We start from the raw sequence: 23,133 nt of genomic DNA, 5'->3' as shown, positions 1-23,133 counted from the left end.
ATTCGAAGGCCTTCACGCGCGCATCGATTGCGATCGGTAAAAGGGGCTAGGCGCAGCCTGAAAAACGTTAAAACGCGCGGCAATTGCGCAGATTCAAAGGAAACGGCAAGCGGGCCGCGCGTATAATGGCGCAGATTTTTTACGCTGTTTCCGGCCACGCGATGCGCCCGTCCATGCGTCTCGCGGTCTTCGGACTCCGGCTTTCGAGAACCGTTTTCGCGTCCGTCTGTCGAACGAGCGCTTTTCGCCGCGGCGCCACGCGCACTCCTGTCACGGCGAAAGGCCCGACCAACAACGACGGTCTGCCTGTTCAACCCGTGCTTCGCCGATCTTCCGATCCTTATCGGCATCGTCGCAGCCTGCTTTTTCCGCCGATCGATCCTATGCGCTTTGTCCCTTCCGGCCTGTCTCTTCCGTCTGGTTCCACTTCCGTTTCCGTTCGCGCCAAAGCCGCTTTCGTTCTGCCCGCCCTGCTGGCGGCAGCGAGCGCCTTCGCGCAAGTGCCGCCGCCCGACGTCACCGCGCGTTCGTGGGTGCTCGTCGATGCAACCAGCAATCAGGTGCTCGCCTCGGGCAATCCTGACGAGCGCGTCGAGCCGGCGTCGCTCACGAAGCTGATGACCGCGTATCTCGTCTTCGACGCGCTCAAGTCGAAGAAGATCAACATGGAACAGACCGTCATGCCAAGCGAGGCCGTGCGCCGCGTGCGCACGGACGAGTCGCGCATGTTCATCGAGGCGAACAAGCCGGTCACGGTGCACGATCTCGTGTACGGCATGATCGTGCAGTCGGGCAACGACGCGGCCATCGCGCTCGCGGAGCTCGTCGGCGGCAGCGAAAGCAACTTCGTGCAACTGATGAACGCGGCAGCCAAGCGCATCGGCATGAAGAACACGAATTTCGCCGATGTGAACGGCATGCCCGATCCGCAGCACTACACGACCGCAGGCGATCTCGCCGTGCTGTCGACGCGCCTCATTCGCGACTTCCCCGAGCAGTACAACATCTTCTCGGTGAAGGAGTTCACGTATAACAAGATCAAGCAGCCGAACCGCAATCGCCTGCTGTGGCTCGATCCCACCGTCGACGGTCTCAAGACCGGCCACACGAAAGCCGCCGGCTACTGCCTGATCGCGACCGCCAAGCGTTCGCTTCCCAACGTGCCGGACGCGAGCCGCCGTCTCGTCGCCGTGATGATGGGCGAGCCGAAAGAGCACAACCGCGTGCAGGACAGCCTGAAGATGCTGAACTACGGCTACACCGCATACGACGCGCTGCGCCTGTACAAGGCGAATCAGGTGATCGAATCGCCGCGCGTGTACAAAGGCGCGACCGACAACGTGCAGGCCGGGGTCGCGACGGATCAGTACATCACCGTGCCGAAGGGTCTGGGCGAAAAGGTCAAGCCGACCGTCACGCACAACGACCTGATCGTCGCGCCGATCAAGAAGGGACAGCAGGTCGGCACCGTCAAGATGATGGCGGACGGCAAGGAAGTCGCGCAGTTCCCGCTCGTCGCGCTGCAGGACGTGCCGGAAGCGGGCATGTTCGGCCGCCTGTGGGATTCGGCGCTGCTGTGGTGGCAAAAACGTAAATAAGGAGTTGCGATGAGTCACGCCGACGCATTCGATCCCGTCGTCTACCTGAACGGCGAGTGGGGGCCGCTTTCCGAAGCGCGCATTCCCGTGCTCGACCGCGGGTTCATCTTCGGCGACGGCGTGTACGAAGTCGTGCCGCTCTACGCCCAGCCCAATGGCGCGCGTCTGCCGTTTCGTCTCAAACAGCATCTCGCGCGGCTGAATCGCAGTCTCGGCAAGATTCGCATCGACAATCCGTTCGACGACGCCGGCTGGCGCGCGCTGATCGATCGCGCGATCGCCGAGAACGCGGGCGCGGGCGATGCGCTCGTCTACATCCAGGTCACGCGCGGCGTGGCGAAGCGGCGCGGCCACGCGTTTCCGGCGGGCATCACGCCGACCGTGTTCGTCATGCTCGGCCAGCTCGTGTTTCCGAGCGCGGCCGATCGCGAGCGCGGCGCGGTCGCCGTGACCGCCGAAGACAAGCGCTGGCTGCATTGCGATATCAAATCGGTGTCGCTGCTCGGCAACGTGCTGATGGCGCAGCACGCCGCCGAAAACGACGCGCTCGAAACCATTCAGTTGCGCGACGGCCTGCTGACCGAAGGTTCATCGTCGAACGTGTGGGTCGTGAAGGGCGGCACGCTGCTGGGCGCGCCGCGCGGGCCGCGCATTCTGGAAGGCATCCGCTACGGGCTCGTCGAGGAACTGGCGCGCGAAACGGGCATCGCCTTCGAGGAACGCGAGATCACCGAAGCCGAATTGCGTTCGGCCGACGAAATCATGATCAGCTCAGCGACCAAGGAAGTCATGCCGATCACGACGCTCGACGGCGAGCGCGTCGGCGACGGCCGTCCCGGTCCGGTCTATGCTGCACTGTACGACGCCTACCAGCGGGCGAAGGCGCGCGAATTCGCCGAAGAGGCCGGGCGCGCCAAGTGAAGGAGAAAACCATGACCGACAAGCCCACGTCCACCGATCCGACCGATTCCGCCGCGCACAGCGCCGACGAGCTCTTCGACTTTCCCTGCGATTTCCCGATCAAGGTGATGGGCAAGTCGCATCCCGACTTTCGCGACACGATCGTCGGGGTGCTCAAGACCTTCGACCAGGACTTCGACGCCTCGCGCGTCGAGTCGCGGCCGTCGTCCGGCGGCAACTACACGGGGCTCACGTGCACCGTGCGCGCGCAGAATCGCGCCCATCTCGACGATATCTACCGCGCGCTCACCGGCCATCCGATGGTCAAGGTAGTGCTCTGATCTTGCCCGCGGGCGCATCGCACACCGCCGGCGTGCGCTCGTAGAGCAGCCTGAACTGCTCGGCTTCGTCGAAAATCCATTCCCGGAATGCCTGCACGCGCTTTGTCTGAAGCAGCGCCGTGGGGCACACGAAGTAGTATTTCCACGGGCTCGGGCCGTCGACGTTGAAAAGCCGCACGAGCCGCCCCGCGATGATCTCCTGCATCGCGAGCGAGCGGCGCACCAGCGCGATGCCCTGACCGTCTATCGCCGCCTGCAGCAGATTCGACGAATCCTCATACAAGACGCCGCGCTTCGGTTCCGCGAGATCGGTCAGCCCGGCGGCGTCGAACCACGGCCGCCAGAGCTCGTCGTCCGAGCGCAGCAGCGGCAGCGCCGCGAGATCGCGCGGCACGCGGGGCAGCGCGCCGCCGCGGAAATTCGGCGCGCACGCCGGAAAGAACACTTCGTCCATCAACTCTTCCGAGTGCAGACCGGCGTATTTGCCGTAGCCAAAGCGGATCGCGACGTCCGCGTCGTCGCGATGGAAGTCGATGAGCGCGCTCGTCGTCAGCAGTTCCAGATCGACGTCCGGATGCTGCTCGATGAACCTGCCGACCCGCGGCGTGAGCCAGCGCGCCGAAAATGACGGAATCGTGGAGACGATCAGCCGCCGGTCGCGATCGCCCGAGCGGATGCGGCGCGTCGATTCGGCCAGCGCGACGAGCGCCGCCCGCACGTCGGCGGCGTACTGCTTGCCGCGATCGGTCAAACGCACGCGTTTGCCGTCACGCGCGAAGAGCGGCACGCCGAGTTCGGCCTCCAGCGCGCGAATCTGATGACTGACCGCGCCGTGCGTGACGAAAAGCTCGTCGGCGGCGCGGGAGAAACTCTCGTGACGGGCGGCGGCCTCGAAGGCGCGCAGCGCGTTCAGGGCGGGAAGCTGTCGGAGGTCCATGTGGATTGTCGGCGTTGTCGTTGTCAATACAGCTCACATAGCAGTGAAAATTGATCGTTTTGCCTGATGCCTTGCCACGCCTAGGATTGTAGTCATCGAAACGTTCCCGGGCGGAGTGGATCATGCGAGAAATTTCAACAAGCGTCACCTTCGAAATCAAGCCCGGCGAAACCGTGCCGATGCGCATCGCGCGCGGCACGCGCCTCGCGGTCAACGGCGCCCCGGTGTGGGCGACACGCAGCAACGACATCGAAGACTACTGGCTCGCTCCGGGCGATCACCTCAAGCTGCGCGAGCGCGAGCGGCTGTGGCTGTCCGTGGAAGGCGACCGGCCGGCGTACGTCGTCTTCACGATCCTGCCCCGTTGCGACGAACGGGCGATGCACTGGCTTTCGACGCGCATCGAGCGAATCGCCCAGCGTTTGCGGTCGGGCTGGAGAACGGTTTGAGTGCGTCTGACCGCAACTATTCGTAATTGCCATCGAAGGCATGCGAATTCACCATCGGCGGGCATGGGGCTATTTCGGTAAACTACCGGCACCATGTCCGCCACACCGCTCGCAGTCCCACAAGAATTTCAAGACGCGCCCGACACCGTGCTCAGTTCCGGTGACTATCCGGTCGCGTTGCGCTGGCGCGGCCTCGAACAGTATGACGAAAGCTTCGACGCGATGCGCGCCTTCACCGACGCCCGCACGCCCGACACGCCCGACGAAATCTGGCTCGTCGAGCATCCGCCCGTCTTCACGCTCGGGCTGGCGGGCGATCCGGCGCATCTGCTGCTTGCGCAAAGCGGCATCCCGCTCGTCAAGGTGGATCGCGGCGGACAGATCACGTATCACGGGCCGGGGCAGATCGTCGCGTATCTGCTGATCGATTTGCGCCGTCGCAGGCTGATGGTGCGCGAGCTCGTGCGCCGCATCGAAGAGGCCGTGATCGAAACCCTCGCGACGTATAATCTCCCGACCGATCGCAAGGCCGGCGCGCCTGGCATCTATGTCGCGCCGCATCCGTCGGGCGCGAACGATCGTATTCAGGCGCATCAGGGCGCGAAGATCGCCGCGCTCGGACTCAAGATTCGCAACGGCTGCAGTTATCACGGCGTCAGCCTGAACGTGGACATGGACTTGCAGCCGTTCCTCGCCATCAACCCGTGCGGCTACGCGGGACTCGAAACGGTCGACATGGCGACGCTCGGCGTCGCGGCCGACTGGCGCGACGTAGCTCTCGTGCTGGCCGAACGGCTGGCGCTTCAAATCGGCGGCGTCCCCGCAACAGCCGCTGGAACAACCGGATCGACCGAATGACTGACGCAACCGCAAACCTGGCTGGCGACACCGCTGCTTCACCCTCGTCGCCTTCCGCTTACGACGCCACTGCGAAGCAGAAGGCACAGGCGAAGACGTCGCGCATTCCGATCAAGGTCATTCCGATCGAAAAGCTGAAGAAGCCGGAGTGGATTCGCGTGCGCACGGCGACGGGCAACTCGCGCTTCAACGAGATCAAGAAGATTCTGCGCGAGCACAGCCTGCATACGGTGTGCGAGGAAGCGAGCTGCCCGAACATCGGCGAATGTTTCGGCAAGGGCACCGCGACGTTCATGATCATGGGCGACAAGTGCACGCGCCGCTGCCCGTTCTGCGACGTCGGCCACGGCCGCCCCGATCCGCTCGATCCGGACGAGCCGCTGAACCTGGCGCGCACAATCGGCGCGTTGAAGCTGAAGTACGTGGTGATCACGTCCGTCGATCGCGACGATCTGCGCGACGGCGGCGCGGCGCATTTCGTCGAGTGCATTCGCCATGTGCGCGAGCATTCGCCGGAAACGCGCATCGAGATTCTGACGCCCGATTTCCGTGGCCGCCTCGACCGCGCGATCAACATTCTGACCGCCGCTCCGCCCGATGTGATGAACCACAACCTCGAAACGGTGCCGCGTCTTTACAAGGAAGCGCGTCCGGGTTCGGATTATCACCATTCGCTGAAGCTGCTGAAGGATTTCAAGGCGCTGCATCCGGAAGTCGCGACGAAATCGGGCCTGATGGTCGGCCTTGGCGAGACGGAAGAGGAAATCCTCCAGGTGATGCGCGATCTGCGCGCGCACGACGTCGATATGCTGACCATTGGCCAGTATCTGCAGCCGTCGGAGCATCATTTGCCGGTGCGGGCTTATGTGCATCCCGATACCTTCAAGATGTACGAGGAAGAGGCGTACAAGATGGGCTTCACGCACGCGGCCGTCGGCGCGATGGTGCGTTCGAGCTATCACGCCGATGAGCAGGCGCATGGGGCCGGCGTGGTTTGAGGTCGTTTCCGCGCTTTGTGAAAAACCCACGGGCGACCGTGGGTTTTTTTATGGGCGCTTCATCTACCGAACGGCTAACGCGGCGAGCCGTGTTGATCTCGAAATGAATTTTCGGCCAAGATGACGACACGATTTTCGGAGCCGAAGATGAACCAGCAGCAGACGAAGGCAGAACTGGTCTTGTATGAAACCGACGACGGAAGCGCGAGATTCTTCCTGCGGGCGGCGGACAGTTCGGTCTGGTTGACGCAGAGCGAACTGGCCGCGTTGTTTCAGACCACTGTCGCCAACATCAATATTCACGTCAGGAACCTGATCGATGAAGGGGAGTTGAGCGAAGATCGAACTATTAAAGAAGACTTAATAGTTCGATTCGAGGGTACTCGTGAGGTTCGGCGGAGCGTCAAGCACTACAACCTCGACATGATTCTGGCCATTGGGTATCGCGTGAAATCACGGCGCGGCACCCAGTTTCGCCAATGGGCCACGACACACCTGCGCGAATACCTGATCAAAGGCTTCGTGATGGACGACGAGCGCCTGAAGAGTCCGGAACGCTGGGACTACTTCGACGAGCTGCTCGAACGTATCCGGGACATTCGCTCATCGGAGAAGCGCTTTTATCAGAAGGTGCGAGACCTGTTTGCGCTCTCGACCGATTACGCCGACGACGCTGAAGCTACGCGTGAGTTCTTCGCCGAAGTTCAGAACAAGCTCTTCTTTGCGGTTACGGGCCACACGGCGGCGGAACTCATCGTGCAGCGCGCCGATGCCAACCGACCCAACATGGGCCTGACCACATGGAAGTGCGGCCGTGTGCGCAAAGGAGACGTCACGGTGGCCAAGAACTACTTGGGCCAGGAAGAACTCCACGACCTCAATCGCATCGTCAGCCTGTTTCTCGATTTCGCGGAATTGCGCGCGGTGCAGCGACAGAACCTGCGCATGGTTGACTGGAAAACCTACGTCGATAGCTTCGTGACGTTCAACGAGCAGCCGCTGTTGCAGGGCAATGGTCAAATGAGTCAGGCGTCCATGAGCACGATCGTGTCCGGGATATATGAAAAGTTCGATTTGGCGCGGCGTAAAGCAGAAGCCGAGAGCGCGGATGAAGCGGATTTGCGTGAGCTAGACGAGCTCGAAAGGCAACTGAGCGACCGTGCCAAAGTTCAGCGGTAGCACCGCGTCTCACCGCCGCCACCTTCCAGATCGCCAGACACCCCCATTCCGGATTTCCGGAAACTCGGATTCGGCCTAAACGCACCGGCATAAAACATCAACAAAATCAGCAACTTAAGAATTTTTAAACTTGGCATCGCCCTTGCAATATAAATGGCACGGCCACCGAGCCGCCCATAAAAGTTAGGAGACAAGCCGATGACCCCTCTCGCATCCCAACGTCCCTGAATCCGTCGACGAAGCGGCTATCGCTTACGCGGCGCGATTCGACGTGCGCATCCCACACACTCGCGCACCACAAACGCCCACCGCGCGTCATGCTTGCCGCTGGCCCCTTTCGCCAACTGCTTGTTATTGCCTGGAACCATCGTGAAAAAACCTCTCTATAAAGTCCTGTACGTGCAGGTTATCGTTGCGATCATCATCGGTATCGCGCTCGGGCACTTCTATCCGACGCTCGCCACCGACATGAAGCCCCTCGGCGACGCCTTCATCAAACTCATCAAGATGGTGATCGGGCCGATCATTTTCTGTACGGTCGTGACCGGCATCGCCGGCATGGAAGACATGAAGAAGGTCGGGCGCGTCGGCGGCAAGGCGCTGCTCTACTTTGAAATCGTCTCGACGTTCGCGCTGATCCTCGGCCTGTTCGCGACGCACCTGCTCAAGCCGGGCGTCGGCTTCAACGTGGACCCGGCCACGCTCGACCACAAGGCGATCGATGCTTTCGCCACCAAGGCGCACGGTCAGACCACGGTCGATTTCCTGATGCACCTGATCCCGGACACGCTCGTTTCGGCGTTCGCGCAGGGTGAAATCCTTCAGATCCTGCTGATCGCGCTGCTGTTCGGCGCGGTGCTCGCGCATATCGGCGAGCGCGGCAAGGTCGTGACGAACTTCATCGAAGGTCTGTCGAGCATCCTGTTCGGCATGGTCGGCATCATCACGAAGCTCGCCCCGATCGGCGCGTTCGGCGCGATGGCGTTCACCATCGGCAAATACGGCATCGGCTCACTGCTGCCCATGCTCAAGCTCATCGGCACGTTCTATCTGACGTCGATCGTGTTCGTCGTCGTGGTGCTCGGCGCGATCGCGCGCATGGTCGGCTTCAACATCTTGAAGTTCGTCGCGTACATCAAGGAAGAGATGCTGATCGTGCTCGGCACGTCGTCGTCGGAAGCCGCGCTGCCGCAACTGATGCTCAAGCTCGAAAAGCTCGGCTGCTCGCGCTCGGTCGTGGGTCTCGTCGTGCCGACCGGCTATTCGTTCAATCTCGACGGCACCAACATTTACATGACGATGGCCGTGCTGTTCATCGCGCAGGCGACGAACACCGATCTCACGTGGGGCCAGCAGTTGACGCTGCTCGCGGTGACGATGCTCACGTCGAAGGGCGCGAGCGGCGTGACCGGCGCGGGCTTCATCACGCTGGCCGCGACGCTCGCCGTGGTGCCGACGATTCCGCTCGCGGGCATGGTGCTGATTCTCGGCATCGACCGCTTCATGTCCGAGTGCCGCGCGCTGACGAACATCGTCGGCAACGGCGTGGCGACGGTCGTCGTGTCGGCGTGGGAGAAGGAGCTGGATCGCAGCAAGCTGAAGGCGGCGCTGTCACGCGATGTCGACGTGAGCGACCGAAACGAAGCCGAAACGGTCTGACGCGAGCTTCATCATGAACGCGGCGAAGCCTCAACCTGCGAGCGCTTCGCCGCGGCCGCTTTCGGAGCCGTACCCCGAAGGCGCGTATGCCACAATGAGCGATTCTCATCCGCGGGAATTTGCTCACGTGACGCGCCGCATCCTCGTGTTCTTCGCGCTCCTCGCCGCGCTCGTGGCGTGCTGCGCGCTCACGTGGCACGTCGCCTGGCGAAGCGGCATCGACGAATTGCGCCTCAATGCCGCTGCGCGCGTCGATCGCACCACGAACACGCTCAAGAGCACGCTCGACCGCTACGAATATCTGCCGTATCTGCTGTCGCGGCATCCGGTCGTGCAGAATGCGCTCGATCACCCGGATGCAGCCAACGTCGAACGCGCGAACCGCTATCTCGAAGATCTCAACGAACGCGCCCACGCCACGGTCACGTATCTGATCCGCGCAAACGGCATTGCTGTTGCCGCGAGCAACTGGAGCGCGCCGGACAGCTTCGTGGGCGTGGACTACAACTTCCGGCCGTATTTTATCGACGCGATGAAAGGCGGCGTCGGCCGGTTCTTCGGCATCGGCACGATCTCGACGGAACCCGGCTATTACATCTCTCAGCCCGTGCACCGGGAAAACGATCGCGACGGCACGAAAGAGATCATCGGCGTCGTGGTGGTGAAGCTCAATCTCGAATGGCTGCAAGGCGCCGATGCGTCCGAGCCGCTCATCGTCACCGACGATCACGGCGTGATCTTTCTGTCGTCGGTGCCGGCATGGAAATATCACACGGTGCGGCCGCTGCCGCAGAACATCGAAGCGTCTGTCTACGCGACGCGCCAGTATGCGCAGCAGGCGATCACGCCGCTGCCGATGACCATCGTGAAAACGCTCGAAGGCGGCGCGCAGATCGTGCGCGTCGGCGGCGGGCGGGACGGACGCCGCGCGCCGGCGTATCTCGCGACGCACCGCTCGATCGGTGAGCCAGATTGGCAACTGATCACGATGGCCGCGCTCGATCCGGTCGAAAGCGCCGCGCAGAACGCGGTCATCGTCACGGCGCTCGTGTTCGTCTCGCTGTGCCTGCTCGCGTTTTACTGGCGCATGCGCCGCTCGCGCGTGCGCGACATGATCCGCAGCCGCGAGCTTTTGCAGACCGCGTATGCGGAACTGAATCAGCGCGTCGCGGAGCGCACGGCGGATTTGTCAGAAGCGAACGCGCAACTCATTCGCGAAGTGAACGAGCGCACGCGCGCCGAACAGGATTTGCGCGCCGCGCATGACGAGCTCATTCAGGCGAGCAAGCTCGCCGCGCTCGGCCAGATGGCGGCCGGCATCACGCATGAACTCAATCAGCCGCTCGCCGCGCTGCGCAGTTTCTCCGACAACACACGCGTGCTGATCGACCGCGGCGATCAGGCGGCGGCGCGCGAGAATCTCGAAGCGATTGCGTCGCTGACCGAGCGCATGGGCAACATCACCAATCAGCTCAAACTGTTCGTCACGAAGGCGCGGCCGAAGAACGCGCGCGCCGACATTGCGCGCGCGCTGCGCAACGTGTTCTCGATGCTGCGTCCGCGCATGAAGAACGTGACGGTCGATATCGCGCCGGAACTCGCGGAGGGCGCCGCGCCGATCTTCGCGCGCTGCGAGGATTTGCGGCTGGAGCAGGTGTTCATCAATCTGATCGGCAATGCGCTCGATGCGGTCGCGTCGTGCGACCGGCCGCGGATCGTCGTCGAACTGGACGCGCGCCAGGACGCGATCGAGATCGTCGTGCGCGACAACGGCCCCGGCATTCCCGCCGACGCGCTGCCGCGTCTTTTCGAGCCGTTCTTCACGACCAAGGAAATGGGACACGGCCTCGGCCTCGGGCTCGCGATTTCATCGGCGATCGCGCGAGACTACGGCGGTTCGCTGATCGCGCGCAACCGCGTCGCGCCGATCGTCGCGGACGGTCCCGAAGGCGGCACGCAAGCCGACGCCGACGGCTCCTACGGCGCAGAATTCGTATTGACGCTGCGCCGCGCGTAACACTGGATGGAGTAACACATGAGCACCGGTTTGCAGGTGATCTTCATCGAAGACGACGAACTCGTGCGCCGCGCGAGCGTGCAGAGTCTTCAACTCGCGGGCTTCGACGTGACCGGGCACGGCAGCGTCGAATCCGCCGCGCGCGCGATCGACGCGAGTTTTCCCGGCGTGATCGTGAGCGATATCCGTCTGCCCGGCGCGAGCGGCCTCGATCTGCTCGCGCAGTGCCGCGAACGCGCGCCCGAAGTGCCGGTGATTCTCGTCACCGGTCACGGCGATATCTCGATGGCCGTGCAAGCGATGCGCGACGGCGCGTACGACTTCATCGAAAAGCCGTTCGCCTCCGAGCGATTGATCGAAGCGGTGCGCCGCGCGCTGGAGCGCAGGTCGCTGGTGCTCGAAAATCAGGCGTTGCGGCGCGAGCTCGCGGGCGCGGGGCAGAGCCGCATCATCGGGCGCAGCGCGGCGATCGAGCAGGTGCGGCGGCTGATCGCCAACGTCGCGCCGACGGACGCCGCCGTGCTCATCAACGGCGATACCGGCGCGGGCAAGGAGCTGATCGCGCGCAGCCTGCACGAGACATCGCCGCGGCGCGACAAGCCGTTCATCGCGGTGAATTGCGGCGCGCTGCCGGAACAGATGTTCGAATCGGAGATGTTCGGCTACGAGGCGGGCGCGTTCACGGGCGCGCAAAAGCGGCGCATCGGCAGGCTGGAGGCGGCGTCGGGCGGCACGCTCTTTCTCGACGAAATCGAGAGCATGCCGCTTTCGTTGCAGGTGAAGCTGCTGCGCGTGCTGCAGGACGGCGTGCTGGAGCGGCTCGGCTCGAATCAGCCGGTGCGCGCGAATTTGCGCGTGGTCGCGGCCGCGAAGGGCGACATGAACGAGCACGTCGCCGACGGCACGTTCCGGCGCGATCTGCTGTACCGGTTGAATGTCGTGACGATCACGCTGCCGCCGCTGAACGAGCGCCGCGAGGATATCGTTCCGCTCTTCGAGCACTTCCTGCTCGATGCCGCCGTGCGTTACGACCGGCCTGCGCCGCTCATCACGGACCGCCAGCGCACGGAGCTGATGCAGCGCGACTGGCCCGGCAACGTGCGCGAGCTGCGTAACGCGGCGGATCGCATGGTGCTCGGCATTCTCGACGACGGCGGTGCCGCGGCGCTGGATACGTCGACGCAACCGCTCAAGGAACGCATCGAGCAGTTCGAGCGCGCGGTGATCGCGGGGGCGCTGGAGCAGTGCGGGGGTGCGGTCGCGGTGGCGGCGGACAGGCTTCAGCTCGGCAAGGCGACGCTTTACGAGAAGATCAAGCGGTATGGGATCGTTGTGAAGGGCGATTCGGACCGTGGATGAAAAACGCCCGCATCTGCGGGCGTTTGCTTGTGTCTAGTGCCGGCTCACGCAGCCGACCCCAGCGCCTTGTCGAGCAGTTGATCCAGCTCCGCAAACGTCGGCTCGCCGACATAGCGCTTCAAAATCTTGCCGTTCTTGTCGATGACGAACGTGGTCGGCGTCAGTTGCACATTGCCGAACTGCTTCGCGGCGCTGCCGTCGTCCATCGCGACCTTGAACGGCAAATTGCGCGTCTGCGCGTAGTTATTCACGTACATCGGCGCGTCGTAGCTCATCGCGACCGCGACGAACTCCAGGCCGCGCCCCTTGAACTTGTTGTACGTATCGATCATCTGCGGCATTTCCTTCATGCAGGTTTCGCAGCTCGTCGCCCAGAAGTTGACGAGATAGACCTTGCCCTTGAGATCGGCCGATGTCGAAATCTTTTGTCCCGATAGCAGCGTGAACGTGGCGTCAGGCGCCTTCTGCTGGCCGCCGAAAGCGAAATAGCCGGTGCAGGCGATCACGCCCGCGACGAGCGCCATCAGGATATAGCGCAGCGGGCTCTTGGCGCGCGTGGTGGTGTCTTGCGTGGCTTGGGACATGTGGAACCTCGGAATGCTCTCCGGCCGAGCGGAGACTGCCGCATATTTTAGCGCCAATTTCGCGATGGGTTCGTGACGCGCCGATAAGCCCGGCATCGCAGCGCGATAATGATGGTTTTCACGCATCCGTCCGTCATGAAACGAGTTTTTCCGCTTTTTTTTCGTCTGAGAAATGGGGTGTGCGCGGGGCTGCGCGCGGCACTGTGCGCATCGGTCGCATGCGGCGCACTGCTCGCGTGCACGCCGTCCTACGACTGGCGCACCGTGATGAATAACGACGATGGCTACGAAGTGACGCTGCCGGCCAAACCGCGCTCGGACGAAAGAAAGATCGATATCGCCGGCCAGTCGATGACGATGCGCATGCAGACCGCCGAAGCCGGCGATGCCGTGTTCGCGGTCGGCACCGTCGTTCTGCCGAGCGCCGATCCGGCCCTGCAGCGCGCGACGCTCGATTTCCTCCAGCAAGGTCTCGCGCGCAACGTGAACGCGAAGCCCGAAGCTCGCGCGACGCAGTTCGACCTTGCGGCGGGCGGCCGGGTAGCGGGCAGCGCGATGGACGTAAAGGGAGAAGGCGGCGCGAAACGCGAATCGCGGACCATCCAGGCGCGATTCGTCGCGCGCGGCGTGCATGTCTATCAGTTGGCGATCGTGTCAGACAAATCGCCGCCGCAGGAGCAGGCCGATCAATTCTTTATGTCCTTCAAACTCTTTTAGAGGGAAGCCTCGAATTCTGCGAGTGCTGACTTAAGAGGCGTCTTAGTCCGTCTCAAAGATCCAAAGTTCATTCGCAAGTTTACGCGCTAATTCGCGGATTCGTATGGACTTTTTCCACTATCCACAATGTCTGTGGATAACTATGTGGAAAAGAGTGTGCGGCAACGCGCAAAAGCCCGCTTCACGCGGTTTACCTTACTTTGCCTTCGTTCACGGCAAGTTAAATAATTCAATAAAATCAATAATCTGTGAAATGAGTGCAAATCAGGGGCTTGGTCATACCAAAACACGGTGCAGAGCGCTTCATTGTGCATAAGTCAAGTCTTGACAAGCACTTTTTCGCCCAGCACACCGCGGACCAGCACGCGCGCATCGCTTTACGCGACCGTGAGCGCGCGCCGGTACTGCACCGCCTCGGCGACGTGCGAGACTTCCGGCATCTCCGCGCCGGCGAGATCCGCGATCGTGCGCACGACCTTCAGCACGCGGTAGTACGCACGCGCCGACCAGCCGAAGCGCTCGCCTGCGGCGCGCAGCAACGCCTCGCCGGCTGAATCCGGGCGGCATACGTCATCGGCCTGGCGGCCGTCCAGTTCGCGATTGGTTTTGCCCTGACGCCGCGCCTGAATGTCGCGGGCGGCGGCGACACGCGCCGCGACCATCGCGCTCGATTCGCCACGCTCCGCGCCCCGCGCCGACAACTCCGCAGGCGACAACGCCGGCAATTCGATCTGAATGTCGATGCGGTCCATCAGCGGTCCCGATAGCTTGCGCAGATAACGCGCGGCGACATCGGGCGAGCAGCGGCAGCGCCCGCCGGGATCGCCGCGCCAGCCGCACGGGCACGGATTCATCGCCGCAACGAGCTGACACGCGGCGGGAAAATCCGCCTGCTGTGCAGCGCGCGATATCGTGATTTGTCCGACTTCGAGCGGCTCACGCAGGGTTTCGAGCACCTTGCGATCGAATTCCGGGATTTTGCTTTCCAGCATAAAATGCGTGAAAAGTTGCTCAAAGCCCCACATCGGTTTTGCGGCCTTTCAGCACCCGATGGCTCGCAAACTGATGCCGTTCGTCTTAAGGCTATCTATCCAGGTTAGGGCAAGCCGGCAACGCCGGCGCGTCAGCCTCAAGTGTGTGCAACTTCGGCACCGCCGTCAGGCGGCTGTCCACACCCTCGTGGTGTGGGCAGCGAAGTTGTACACACGGGGAAGCTGCAAAGGCACATCTGGCCCGTCCGCAGGCAGTTCTTCCATAACGTTTTCGTACTTTTGCGCTGACTTGCCGGCTGTCTTGCGAGCGATAACGCCCGCGAAAAGCAACTTCTTGGCTAGATGCGACTGGAACGGGCCGGAGTAGTTGCACAAACTCTTAGTGCCGCGAATGTTTCGTCCGACCCGCCTCGCTTTGAGCGCTGCAGAGGCAGAGGTGTGTGGGTATGCTTCGAACAGGGCAGTTGGGGCGAGCGTCAGCCAATGGCATTCTGAGAGAGGTATCAGGTCATTTTTTGCGTGAATGGCGAGGCTTGCCGAGGTGCTCGCACATTTCCCAGAGCCACTTCCGGACGAAGGTCTGGTCGTCAAGCGAGAGTCGCTCGAGCAACGACGTCATTTCCAGGGCAACGTCTCCTGACCGAGACGACCCGCTTTGTAAAAGGTCGACCACTGGCACTGCCAGCACCTCAGCCAGCTGATACAAGCGAGGCAAAGTCGGAAGGACAATACCTCGCTCGAATCGTCCGATTGTCTCAATCGTTACATCCAGCCGCTCGGCGAGAAATTCCTGTGTATATCCCCGCTCCGCACGAAGGCGAGCGAGCGTAGAGCCAATTTGGTTGGCTAACCTTTTTTCCTTTATTTGCGTCACTACTCAACATTGTGTGTCGTTGACCGACACATATGGTCGTCTCAACTAGCATTTAAAGTAACGGCATGATATGTTGACATACGACATAGAATGTCATGTTGCTAGCAATGCAAGTTAAACGTTGCTCATTTCGTTGGTCATTCGGATGCTATTTACTGACAGCAGTTGGGAAGAGCCACATCCCATAAAGAAGAGGCTCATGCAGCCATTTCTTCCGTGGCGCTGTGTTGGATGGTCGGACGCCACGCCGAACTTCTTTGTCGTTGCCTCATCTCGCGGCGCGGACTGGCGTCCGGACGGTTGGGTGGTGGACGGTGCCGAGGCGCTGATTCAACTGGTACTGCAACTTGGCGATGTCAGCTTTTCGGTTCACTTGTTGGCTCGTAGTGAGGATGACGCTTCCGTCACGCTCTGCCGAGTAAGCGGGTTGTGGCAGGAGGCAGAGGGAAACGATAAGGGTGTCGTGAACTACTGGTATTCGACCGCCGACGGAGAAACGAGACGGTGTTTGCCTGTCGCATTCGGTACGCGTATTGAGAGACCACGGCTGGTGAAAGTATTGAGCTTCGAAAACGGGTGAGTACGTGCGAGATTCGAAATCTGCGGCGGGCTGCAGAATACGCTTATCCGTGAAGGCCGTCGAAGTCTGGAGACCATGCGGGCTCAAAAGCTCTCGCTTAAGTAAGGAATGACCATGCCGCGCTCTACGCGTGCTACAGAGAACGAAACATCGCTCGATGAGGAATGGGTAGACGACATCTTCCGTCGCGCCGTGATTGCAGCCATCCTGTTCGACCCGAAGGTCGCTGAAACACTGCTTGAAATCCCTGATGCGGCGCTTGGTCGGCTCTTCAAGAATCATCTTTGCAAGGCCGTTGGCCAGGCCATGGTCTACAGCATCGATTTCCCCGCGCTTTGCGAGGAGGAAGATAGGCTTCGCAAGCGCGTTAGAGCTGAGTCGAAGCAGGCGCTAGAAAATAGGCGCTCCCGTAGGTACCACAATGCGAACCCGGAGCGCTACCCTCTCGTGCTTCAAGGCAAAGTGCTCCGAATGCATGACTTCCGCATCTCGGCAGGCCTCACGGAAAAGAAACTGGCTAAGCTTGTCGAATCGCAACGAGTCTTTCGCGTCTACTTTGGTCCCGAAGCCTTTTACCCAGCGTTCTTCCTCTCGACGACGATTTTTCGCGACGACTTCAGAAAGGTCATACGTGGTCTCGGCAAAGTCGACCCATGGTCTATGTTCGACTTCTTCACGACTGCGATTGAGGCGTTGGGCGGGGCCACACCGCTTCAACGACTATCCGCGGGGGATGTTAAGGCGGTAGTTCAGGAAGCCAAAACCGCCGCCGAACAATATGCCCGACTGTTTCCATAGGTGACCAATATTTCGTACCTCTGCTGGCCAAGAAAGAACTTTTGAACTCCACTTTCAATGACCTTGACACTTCCGGTCGTGCCGGTGGTCGGGTTCGCTCTCAGCCTAGTCGGAGTTTTGTTTCGACGCTTGCCTACCGCGGAGCGCGCCAACCGCCCCTCAAAATCAGCGGAAGAAGAGATGAACTCTGATAGCCGTATCGACCTCGAAACTGCGCTTCGCAAGTTCCACGAATTGGGCTTAGAGGGCGGGGACCTAGGATATGCCTACTGGTATGAAGTCGGACAGCTACTGAAACGAGCGGCAGGCATGCAAGCGCGAATAGATGAGCTCAGCAAGGAGTTGGAACAATGTCGCGCCGCGCGGCGGAAAGCGGATTGAAATGAACGTAGCGCCGCGGTGCCTGTGAGCTAGCCTGGATTAACTTAGGCGCGTGGGGCCGGTTGCTTTGAGAAAGGGTGACCCACAATGTCGACGAACGCGAAGATTCCACCGCCACCTGACGCCGACGATTTCATGTCCACCGCCGAAGCCGCGAAGCTGCTATTCGTTTCCCGTCCACATGTCGTGAAGCTGCTCAAGCAAGGCAAACTCAAGCTTCACCATAAAACTCGGAACAACCAGTTCCTAACAAAGGCATCAGTGTTAGCTTATCAGGCGCACCAGGATGCTGCGGTAAAAGCCTACCAAGCTTCGGCAGCTGACGAATAAGCTGAATCTGATAAAGCGTAGTGGTGTCTGAATCGCAAGATGATAATGTTCAGGTGGGCGGGCGATAAATATGGAGGCCGTACGATAGTCGGTTCAGGCAACTGCCGCCGCGATGGAGTAGCGCCGGACGCGAGGAGGCTTCGATGAAGGAACGAATCGGTGTGGAAGAACGATTGTTCAGGAAATCGGACAAGCCGTCTGAGGACATGAGTTGCAACTGGCACTACAAGAAGTCCCCGAGCTACAACGACTTCGCATCTACCGATGCATCTGGGAAATGGTGCATCTTTGTGAGCCCCTCCGATGTGGACGAGGAGTGGAGCAGAATCAGCGACGCTATCGAGAGCAACCAACTGATGTGTGCCAAGGTGTCCACTGCTCTGCGCAGCATGGGTCGCGATGGGCACGTCATCTGTGTCTACACGCGCGACTGGGCCGATAGGCAGGACCTCATGCGCGCCCGCGAAGTGCTGCGGTCGCTGGGCTTCGTGAAGGAGCTTGGCTACAAGCGTGACATTGATACTCGGAGCGGGAAATACGGCCCTGATGAGTGGCACTTGCATGCGTAGCGTGCAGTTGCTATGGAGTATAGAATGACGGACCGACGTGTGCCTGATGATTTCCCGAGAGACCAAGACCTAGGCTCTGTAACCGGGGTTCAACCCAAACTTCTCGTTCGCGAAGTCGACGGGCGCTATCAAAGCGGTCCCACGGAGGAGGAGTTGTGGGCACGCTATGACGCGTGCGAGGACCTTGCTAGTCAGCTATCCGGGTACGTCTCGCGAAAGATTAATGCCTCTGGTCTGTCGCCAGACGTGGCATTGACCCGGGCCGAGAAAGGCTTGAGATTGAAGGTCGACTTGGGTGAGTGGGACTTCTCGGGCAATGTCCCGGGCGTAGTTGAAGGTTGAAGGCGGCGGTTCCCCGTTGGAAATCCGAGAGAATCGGGTTTCGACGACCAACTTCCCGGACAGGGAACCAAGGAGAACCGCCAAATGAAGCGTACCAAGAAGAAGCCCCAAAGCGCCAGCGCGCCGTTGCACGTGGTGCCCAAGCAGGACCCGGAAGGACTGCGTGCCTGTTTTGCCGAGAACAGTCAGCTCCTGTTGCCCATGCTCGATCTGATTCAGAACACCCGCGCGAGCATCGACGAGTTGATGCACGAAGCCGGCCGTAGCCTTGTCGAGCAACTGCTGGTGATCTCGGCGACGGAAGTCGCCGGCGAGAAGCATCCGGGCCGCAGAGGCGGCGAGATCCGCTGGCACGGCTCGCAGCAAGGCCAGATTGTGATGGACGAACGCAAGTTGAACGTGAAGCGGCCGCGCCTTCGGCGTCGTGGCGGCGGCGAAGTGCCGGTCCCCGCCTACGAGCAATTGAACGAGAATCCGCGGCTCGCCGAGCGCGTGCACGAGATCATGGTCACGGGCGTGTCGACGCGCAAATATGCCAAGGTCCTGCCCGAGATGGCCGGCACCGTTGGCATCTCCAAGAGCAGCGTCTCGCGCGAGTTCATCAAGGCCAGCCAGACGGCGCTCACCGAGCTGATGGGGCGGCGCTTCGATGACAAGGACTTTCTGGCGATCTACCTTGACGGCATCATCGTCGACTCACGTCACATCATCGCCGCTATCGGCGTGGACAGCCCCGGCGAGAAACACCTCCTGGGTCTCGCGAGCGGGTCGAGTGAGAACGCCCAGGTCGTCAAGGATCTGTTGCGCGGACTGATCGAGCGCGGCGTGCCTGCGGATCGCGAATACCTGTTCGTGATCGATGGTTCCAAAGCGCTGCGCTCGGCCATCGAGGAGTTCTTCGGCGAACGCGCCCACGTGCAGCGCTGCCGTGTGCACAAGCAGCGCAACGTCCTCGAGCGCCTGCCCAAGGAGAGCGTTTCGCAAACCGCCGCGATCATGAAGGCCGCCTACAAGTTGTCGACCGACGATGGCATCGCCAAGCTCAAGACGCACGCGGCGTGGCTCAAGGCCGACTATCCGGACGCCTCGGCCGCACTGCTCGAGGGGCTGGAGGAAACTTTCACGGTGAACAAGCTGGGCCTGACGCCGGCGCTCATGCGCGGGCTGTCGACGACCAACATCATCGAGAATCCCAACGGCGCGGTGCGCCGTGTCGCGGGGCGCGTGAAGCGCTATCGCGACGCCGACATGGCGTTGCGCTGGACAGCCGCGGGCTTCCTGGAAGCTGAGAAGCACTTCCGAAAAATCCTCGGCGTGAATGAACTCTGGATTCTCGCTGCGGCCTTGAAACGGTCACGCTCGAAATCAATTGACCATGATCGGAAGGTTGCCTAACCTATGCCGCACCCGCCGTCCCAACCTTCAACTGTCTTCGGGACATCGCCCCTTCTCGCAACGTGAGGTGGCTTGGGTCATGAAGCGCACGCGGCAACTGCTGCTGGACGGGACCGGTATCTCTCGGTAAAGCGAGGGTAGAGGGACGCAAGCAATCGCTACACCGCAACCCGTCGGTTGCGGTCGCCTGCAGGTCGGAGCAGCGATGCTCAGCGCGCTGCTGCTCCGGCTGTAGTTAACTTGCCGACACCTCAATCCGTCGTGGCTTCGCTTCTTCATGACGCGGTATGGTAAGTATCAGCACACCGTGCTTCAGTGAGGCTTCGACTTTTGATGTGTCGAAGTCCTTTATAATCTGACAGTCGATTTAATAATCACTTTGGCGTTTGCGCCTGACCGTCGTCGGGACTGTGCGAACGCCGGCCTTGAGATAAGTCCGACCTTAGCCCAGACGAGAGTTGGCACGAGAAGAACCCGCCGTGTATTCATATTAGTACCCTATTCTATGTGTTGAAAAAAGAGGTGTGCCGGCGAGCTCACGACGGTCGCTGGCCGGCACAAAAATGAAAACAGGCGTCTGGATAAGGCAGTCAGCCGCGTTTGCGGCCGACGCCGATTTGCATGAGGTCTTCGCCGATAATGAGTTGGCCGGAGAAGTTGCGTTGCGCCCGCATCAAGTTCGCGCGCGGGGCGTGGCCCGGCGCGATGTGAGAAAGCACCAACGTCTTCGCACCAGCGGCTTCAGCAACCTTACCCACATCGTCGATGGATGTATGTGAGCTGAGCAGATGCTGTTTGAATGCGGCTTCCTTCTCCCCCACCGGTGGTGGGAACAGTGCGTCGACCCACGTCGTGTCGATGACTTCGTGCACGAGCACATCGGTATTACGCGCGAGCCGTACCAGGTTCTCGCATGGCGACGTATCGCCGGAGAAGGTCACAGAGCCATCGTCTGTATCAAAGCGGAACGCGAACGCCGGCCAGATTGGAAAGTGATTAACCAGGGTAGCTGTGACACGGACGCGTTCGTCCTCGTGGACCAGGAACGGCTCCATCTTGGGAACCGGCGTCTCGTTGGGGCTTCTGAAACCGTTGACCGGCGGGATGGCGATGTCGTGGACCTGCATTAGGGTGCGCAAATCGGGGCGATGAGCATCTCGCAGGCGGTCGTTGATGTCGAGCGCATATGCCTGGTACAGATAGTTGGTCATATCGACCGTGCCTGGCGTCGGGTTCTCCGGGTTGACGATTGGCGGAGGTGCGGAAGGGGGCTGGCCTGGGATGTTGAAGATGGGTTCCATCTGACCGCGTCGGCCGGGACCATAAATCTGGACTGGCTGCTTTACACCTGTCAGACCGTCATACCAACCGTACAGAAACAGGTTGAAGTAATCGATTGTGTGGTCTGAGTGAAGGTGCGTGAGGAAAATGCCACGAAGGTTCTCCATTCCGGTCATGCCGGATACGGTATTGATGGGACCGAGTTCGGCTTGCTTGTAGCGCTTGCCGACACCGTCGCCACAGTCGACGACATAGACTGCGTCGCCCACAACCAGCGCAGAAGAGATGCCCTCTCGGTCACAGTTTGGCCACCACACCGGACCACCTGCCGTACCTAGAAGCACTAGGCGTGTATCGTGACTTTGCGCCTTGGAACGCGATTCGGCCATCGCCCGACTACGCTGCTCTACTTCAGTTGCGCTTGCGGGCACTCCCATGAGCAGCGGCAGTCCGGCGCCAGCCATTTTCCAGCCCGCGCCCAGAAACCCGCGCCGGGACATGCCCAACTCAAGGGCCTTGCCAATGCAATCACACATCTCTGTCTGCCTCAGATGTTCGAACGAGCGCAGTCACACCGGGAGAGCGTTGTGAGCTGGCTCTGTTTTTTGGGAACAACAGCCGGGACTGAGGTTGATGTCCCGGCCATACCTCAGTGTGCTTCGGCGTGCATTGCCTTCTTGACGCCTTCATCCCTCATTGGCTCGTTGCCGCCGGTGACGTGGATGGCACCTTCCGGGGCCTTCATGTCATAGCAACTCTTGATGAGCTCGCCGTCCTTCATGACAAGGGAAATCTTCGCCGGGTCTTGCAGGACCCTGAGGTCTTCGAGCGGGTTGCCGTCAACCAGCACGATGTCTGCGTAGTAGCCTTCAGCGAGTTTTCCGATGCGCTCAGGTTGCATCATCAGTTCGCCGCCTAGCTGCGTCGCGGAAAGGAGTGCTTCCTTCGGCGTCATGCCGATGTACTTGACGAAGTGTTCGAGGTCGCGGGAATTGGTACCGTGCGGCATCCACGCGAAGCCATAATCGCCGCCAGGTAAAATCCTGATGCCTCGCTTATGCATCTTGGTCAGCGTTTCGGAGGCAACCTCGAGCTCGCGCGCATAGCCCATCTTCGTCGCGACTTCCTGCGAGATGCCCCACTTTTCAGCGTGGTAGAGCGTGCTGACAAGCCAGCCGATACCGGGAGCCACGAAGTGCTTATCCTTGTTCGCTTCCAGCATATCCAGCGCTTCTTCGTCCGCGAAGCTTGCGTGGAACACCAGCTCGAGGCCATGACGCACGCACTGCTTGACCGACTCACTTGAACGAGCATGCGCTGCCACGCGTTTGCCGGCACGTTTGGCCTCCGACGCCAGCATCGCGATTTCTTCCTCGGAGAACGGAGAGGCTTCTGCGGGAATGCCTGCGATGTATTCGCCGGAAAGGTTGATTTTCAGATGGTCGACACCGTATTTAATGAACATGCGCGCTGCGCGGCGGACCTCTTCCGGGCCGCTTACCACCTCGCCAAAGTTCAACTCCCGGAATGGCAGATGGGGCAGCGTGTTGTCGCCAAGGCCACCAAGGGTCGTAATTTCCTGGCTGCCGGCGAGATAACGTGGCCCGGGGAATTCACCCGCATTGATGGCATTGCGCAACACGACATCAAGACGTGCCTTTGCTGCTGCTGCACCGAGCGCAGACGTGAAGCCCATTTCCAGATAGCGCTTGGCCACCCTGACGCACCACAGGATGTGCTCTTCTGGCGGCATGAACTGGATTGCTGATAGCGAAGGTTGGTCATTCCACGAAAAGTGCGTATGCGCTTCGGTCATGCCCGGCATGATGAAACGTCCGCGACCGTCGATGGTATGCGCACCACTGGCATTCACGCTGTCGCGGTTCTTCGCTACCTTGGAAATCCGGTTATCTTCGACCAGAATTTCACCGATGTACGGGTCCGCGCCAGTGCCGTCGAAAATATTGACGTTGGTAAAAGCGATTCTGTTCATGT

The 23,133-nt window shown here is 61.0% G+C and carries 21 protein-coding genes and 2 pseudogenes; 16 read left to right on the top strand and 7 right to left on the bottom strand.

The window, feature by feature from the left end:
* Positions 1–383: 383 nt before the first annotated feature.
* From LY284_RS11745 to LY284_RS11735, 3 genes are read left to right on the top strand one after another with little or no spacing between them, the layout of a single operon-like run.
* Positions 384–1,598, top strand: a complete 1,215-nt coding sequence (locus LY284_RS11745) for a D-alanyl-D-alanine carboxypeptidase family protein (RefSeq protein ID WP_014190238.1) — start codon at positions 384–386, stop codon at positions 1,596–1,598.
* Positions 1,599–1,607: 9 nt separating this feature from the next.
* Positions 1,608–2,519, top strand: coding sequence for a D-amino acid aminotransferase (locus LY284_RS11740; RefSeq protein WP_014190239.1), 912 nt, complete (start codon positions 1,608–1,610; stop codon positions 2,517–2,519).
* A gap of 11 nt (positions 2,520–2,530) precedes the next feature.
* On the top strand, positions 2,531–2,839 hold the full coding sequence (locus LY284_RS11735) for a DUF493 family protein (protein ID WP_014190240.1): 309 nt from the start codon (positions 2,531–2,533) through the stop codon (positions 2,837–2,839).
* Here the strand turns inward: LY284_RS11735 and LY284_RS11730 are convergent.
* Entirely contained in the window at positions 2,823–3,776 is a 954-nt protein-coding gene (locus tag LY284_RS11730) for a transcriptional regulator GcvA (RefSeq protein ID WP_014190241.1), read from the bottom strand. The two genes, LY284_RS11735 and LY284_RS11730, sit on opposite strands and share 17 nt — an antisense overlap.
* A 122-nt stretch (positions 3,777–3,898) precedes the next feature.
* Between LY284_RS11730 and LY284_RS11725 the strand changes: the two genes are divergently transcribed.
* From LY284_RS11725 to LY284_RS11695, 7 genes are all read left to right on the top strand, one after another.
* The gene (locus tag LY284_RS11725) at positions 3,899–4,225 is read left to right on the top strand and encodes a DUF2917 domain-containing protein (protein ID WP_014190242.1); all 327 of its coding nucleotides are present in this window, start codon (positions 3,899–3,901) and stop codon (positions 4,223–4,225) included.
* 93 nt (positions 4,226–4,318) lie between these two features.
* Positions 4,319–5,083 carry a lipoyl(octanoyl) transferase LipB gene (gene lipB / locus LY284_RS11720; protein WP_014190243.1) on the top strand — a complete coding sequence of 255 codons (765 nt, stop codon included), beginning with the start codon at positions 4,319–4,321 and terminating at the stop codon, positions 5,081–5,083.
* Positions 5,080–6,081: a lipoyl synthase gene (gene lipA, locus LY284_RS11715; protein WP_014190244.1), complete on the top strand. Its 1,002-nt coding sequence runs from the start codon at positions 5,080–5,082 to the stop codon at positions 6,079–6,081. The genes lipB and lipA overlap by 4 nt, the downstream gene beginning before the upstream one ends.
* A gap of 147 nt (positions 6,082–6,228) precedes the next feature.
* A complete protein-coding gene (locus tag LY284_RS11710) occupies positions 6,229–7,260 on the top strand; it encodes a virulence RhuM family protein (RefSeq protein WP_014190245.1) in 1,032 nt (343 codons plus the stop codon).
* Positions 7,261–7,629: 369 nt separating this feature from the next.
* A complete protein-coding gene (locus LY284_RS11705) occupies positions 7,630–8,919 on the top strand; it encodes a dicarboxylate/amino acid:cation symporter (RefSeq protein ID WP_014190246.1) in 1,290 nt (429 codons plus the stop codon).
* A 13-nt stretch (positions 8,920–8,932) separates the two neighbouring features.
* On the top strand, positions 8,933–10,936 hold the full coding sequence (locus tag LY284_RS11700) for an ATP-binding protein (RefSeq protein ID WP_014190247.1): 2,004 nt from the start codon (positions 8,933–8,935) through the stop codon (positions 10,934–10,936).
* A gap of 18 nt (positions 10,937–10,954) precedes the next feature.
* A complete protein-coding gene (locus tag LY284_RS11695; protein ID WP_014190248.1) occupies positions 10,955–12,295 on the top strand; it encodes a sigma-54 dependent transcriptional regulator in 1,341 nt (446 codons plus the stop codon).
* A 44-nt stretch (positions 12,296–12,339) separates the two neighbouring features.
* Here LY284_RS11695 and LY284_RS11690 read toward each other — a convergent pair whose 3' ends face one another.
* Entirely contained in the window at positions 12,340–12,879 is a 540-nt protein-coding gene (locus LY284_RS11690) for a peroxiredoxin (protein WP_014190249.1), read from the bottom strand.
* 135 nt (positions 12,880–13,014) lie between these two features.
* On the opposite strand from LY284_RS11690, the gene LY284_RS11685 reads away from it, so the two are divergent.
* A complete protein-coding gene (locus LY284_RS11685) occupies positions 13,015–13,596 on the top strand; it encodes a hypothetical protein (protein ID WP_148276032.1) in 582 nt (193 codons plus the stop codon).
* A 377-nt stretch (positions 13,597–13,973) separates the two neighbouring features.
* On the opposite strand, the pseudogene LY284_RS11680 reads toward LY284_RS11685, so the two are convergent.
* Both LY284_RS11680 and LY284_RS39230 read right to left on the bottom strand, forming a co-directional pair.
* Positions 13,974–14,576, bottom strand: a pseudogene (locus LY284_RS11680) (ATP-binding protein); the annotation flags it as partial.
* Between the two features lie 520 nt (positions 14,577–15,096).
* Entirely contained in the window at positions 15,097–15,462 is a 366-nt protein-coding gene (locus tag LY284_RS39230) for a helix-turn-helix domain-containing protein (RefSeq protein ID WP_375294244.1), read from the bottom strand.
* A gap of 199 nt (positions 15,463–15,661) precedes the next feature.
* Between LY284_RS39230 and LY284_RS11675 the strand changes: the two genes are divergently transcribed.
* The 5 genes from LY284_RS11675 to LY284_RS11655 all read left to right on the top strand — a co-directional run bounded on the left by LY284_RS11675 (position 15,662) and on the right by LY284_RS11655 (position 19,857).
* The gene (locus LY284_RS11675; protein WP_233386259.1) at positions 15,662–16,042 is read left to right on the top strand and encodes a hypothetical protein; all 381 of its coding nucleotides are present in this window, start codon (positions 15,662–15,664) and stop codon (positions 16,040–16,042) included.
* Positions 16,043–16,156: 114 nt separating this feature from the next.
* Positions 16,157–16,840, top strand: coding sequence for a hypothetical protein (locus tag LY284_RS11670; RefSeq protein WP_233386258.1), 684 nt, complete (start codon positions 16,157–16,159; stop codon positions 16,838–16,840).
* 516 nt (positions 16,841–17,356) lie between these two features.
* Positions 17,357–17,551, top strand: a complete 195-nt coding sequence (locus tag LY284_RS11665; RefSeq protein ID WP_233386250.1) for an excisionase family DNA-binding protein — start codon at positions 17,357–17,359, stop codon at positions 17,549–17,551.
* 143 nt (positions 17,552–17,694) lie between these two features.
* On the top strand, positions 17,695–18,120 hold the full coding sequence (locus LY284_RS11660; protein WP_233386240.1) for a putative phosphothreonine lyase domain-containg protein: 426 nt from the start codon (positions 17,695–17,697) through the stop codon (positions 18,118–18,120).
* A gap of 426 nt (positions 18,121–18,546) precedes the next feature.
* Positions 18,547–19,857, top strand: a complete 1,311-nt coding sequence (locus LY284_RS11655; RefSeq protein WP_008345072.1) for an IS256 family transposase — start codon at positions 18,547–18,549, stop codon at positions 19,855–19,857.
* 235 nt (positions 19,858–20,092) lie between these two features.
* Here LY284_RS11655 and LY284_RS11650 read toward each other — a convergent pair.
* The 3 genes and pseudogenes from LY284_RS11650 to LY284_RS11640 form a co-directional block, all read right to left on the bottom strand.
* Positions 20,093–20,212, bottom strand: a pseudogene (locus LY284_RS11650) (Hsp20/alpha crystallin family protein); the annotation flags it as partial.
* A gap of 235 nt (positions 20,213–20,447) precedes the next feature.
* Positions 20,448–21,638, bottom strand: a complete 1,191-nt coding sequence (locus LY284_RS11645; RefSeq protein ID WP_233386238.1) for an MBL fold metallo-hydrolase — start codon at positions 21,636–21,638, stop codon at positions 20,448–20,450.
* A 149-nt stretch (positions 21,639–21,787) separates the two neighbouring features.
* On the bottom strand, positions 21,788–23,131 hold the full coding sequence (locus LY284_RS11640) for an amidohydrolase family protein (RefSeq protein WP_233386229.1): 1,344 nt from the start codon (positions 23,129–23,131) through the stop codon (positions 21,788–21,790).
* Between the last annotated feature and the right edge of the window lie 2 nt (positions 23,132–23,133).

This window comes from Caballeronia sp. PC1 (assembly GCF_021353155.1).
Lineage (GTDB): Bacteria > Pseudomonadota > Gammaproteobacteria > Burkholderiales > Burkholderiaceae > Caballeronia > Caballeronia cordobensis.
This window is presented reverse-complemented; position numbering and strand designations above follow the sequence as displayed.

Excerpts from the sequence above, each read along its gene's own strand:
- LY284_RS11745 (WP_014190238.1), top strand. The coding sequence starts at position 384 with ATGCGCTTTGTCCCTTCCGGCCTGTCTCTTCCGTCTGGTTCCACTTCC.
- LY284_RS11740 (WP_014190239.1), top strand. The coding sequence starts at position 1,608 with ATGAGTCACGCCGACGCATTCGATCCCGTCGTCTACCTGAACGGCGAG.
- LY284_RS11735 (WP_014190240.1), top strand. The coding sequence starts at position 2,531 with ATGACCGACAAGCCCACGTCCACCGATCCGACCGATTCCGCCGCGCAC.
- LY284_RS11730 (WP_014190241.1), bottom strand. The coding sequence starts at position 3,776 with ATGGACCTCCGACAGCTTCCCGCCCTGAACGCGCTGCGCGCCTTCGAG.
- LY284_RS11725 (WP_014190242.1), top strand. The coding sequence starts at position 3,899 with ATGCGAGAAATTTCAACAAGCGTCACCTTCGAAATCAAGCCCGGCGAA.
- lipB (WP_014190243.1), top strand. The coding sequence starts at position 4,319 with ATGTCCGCCACACCGCTCGCAGTCCCACAAGAATTTCAAGACGCGCCC.
- lipA (WP_014190244.1), top strand. The coding sequence starts at position 5,080 with ATGACTGACGCAACCGCAAACCTGGCTGGCGACACCGCTGCTTCACCC.
- LY284_RS11710 (WP_014190245.1), top strand. The coding sequence starts at position 6,229 with ATGAACCAGCAGCAGACGAAGGCAGAACTGGTCTTGTATGAAACCGAC.
- LY284_RS11700 (WP_014190247.1), top strand. The coding sequence starts at position 8,933 with ATGAACGCGGCGAAGCCTCAACCTGCGAGCGCTTCGCCGCGGCCGCTT.
- LY284_RS11695 (WP_014190248.1), top strand. The coding sequence starts at position 10,955 with ATGAGCACCGGTTTGCAGGTGATCTTCATCGAAGACGACGAACTCGTG.
- LY284_RS11690 (WP_014190249.1), bottom strand. The coding sequence starts at position 12,879 with ATGTCCCAAGCCACGCAAGACACCACCACGCGCGCCAAGAGCCCGCTG.
- LY284_RS11685 (WP_148276032.1), top strand. The coding sequence starts at position 13,015 with ATGAAACGAGTTTTTCCGCTTTTTTTTCGTCTGAGAAATGGGGTGTGC.
- LY284_RS11675 (WP_233386259.1), top strand. The coding sequence starts at position 15,662 with ATGCAGCCATTTCTTCCGTGGCGCTGTGTTGGATGGTCGGACGCCACG.
- LY284_RS11670 (WP_233386258.1), top strand. The coding sequence starts at position 16,157 with ATGCCGCGCTCTACGCGTGCTACAGAGAACGAAACATCGCTCGATGAG.
- LY284_RS11665 (WP_233386250.1), top strand. The coding sequence starts at position 17,357 with ATGTCCACCGCCGAAGCCGCGAAGCTGCTATTCGTTTCCCGTCCACAT.
- LY284_RS11660 (WP_233386240.1), top strand. The coding sequence starts at position 17,695 with ATGAAGGAACGAATCGGTGTGGAAGAACGATTGTTCAGGAAATCGGAC.
- LY284_RS11655 (WP_008345072.1), top strand. The coding sequence starts at position 18,547 with ATGAAGCGTACCAAGAAGAAGCCCCAAAGCGCCAGCGCGCCGTTGCAC.
- LY284_RS11645 (WP_233386238.1), bottom strand. The coding sequence starts at position 21,638 with ATGTCCCGGCGCGGGTTTCTGGGCGCGGGCTGGAAAATGGCTGGCGCC.
- LY284_RS11640 (WP_233386229.1), bottom strand. The coding sequence starts at position 23,131 with ATGAACAGAATCGCTTTTACCAACGTCAATATTTTCGACGGCACTGGC.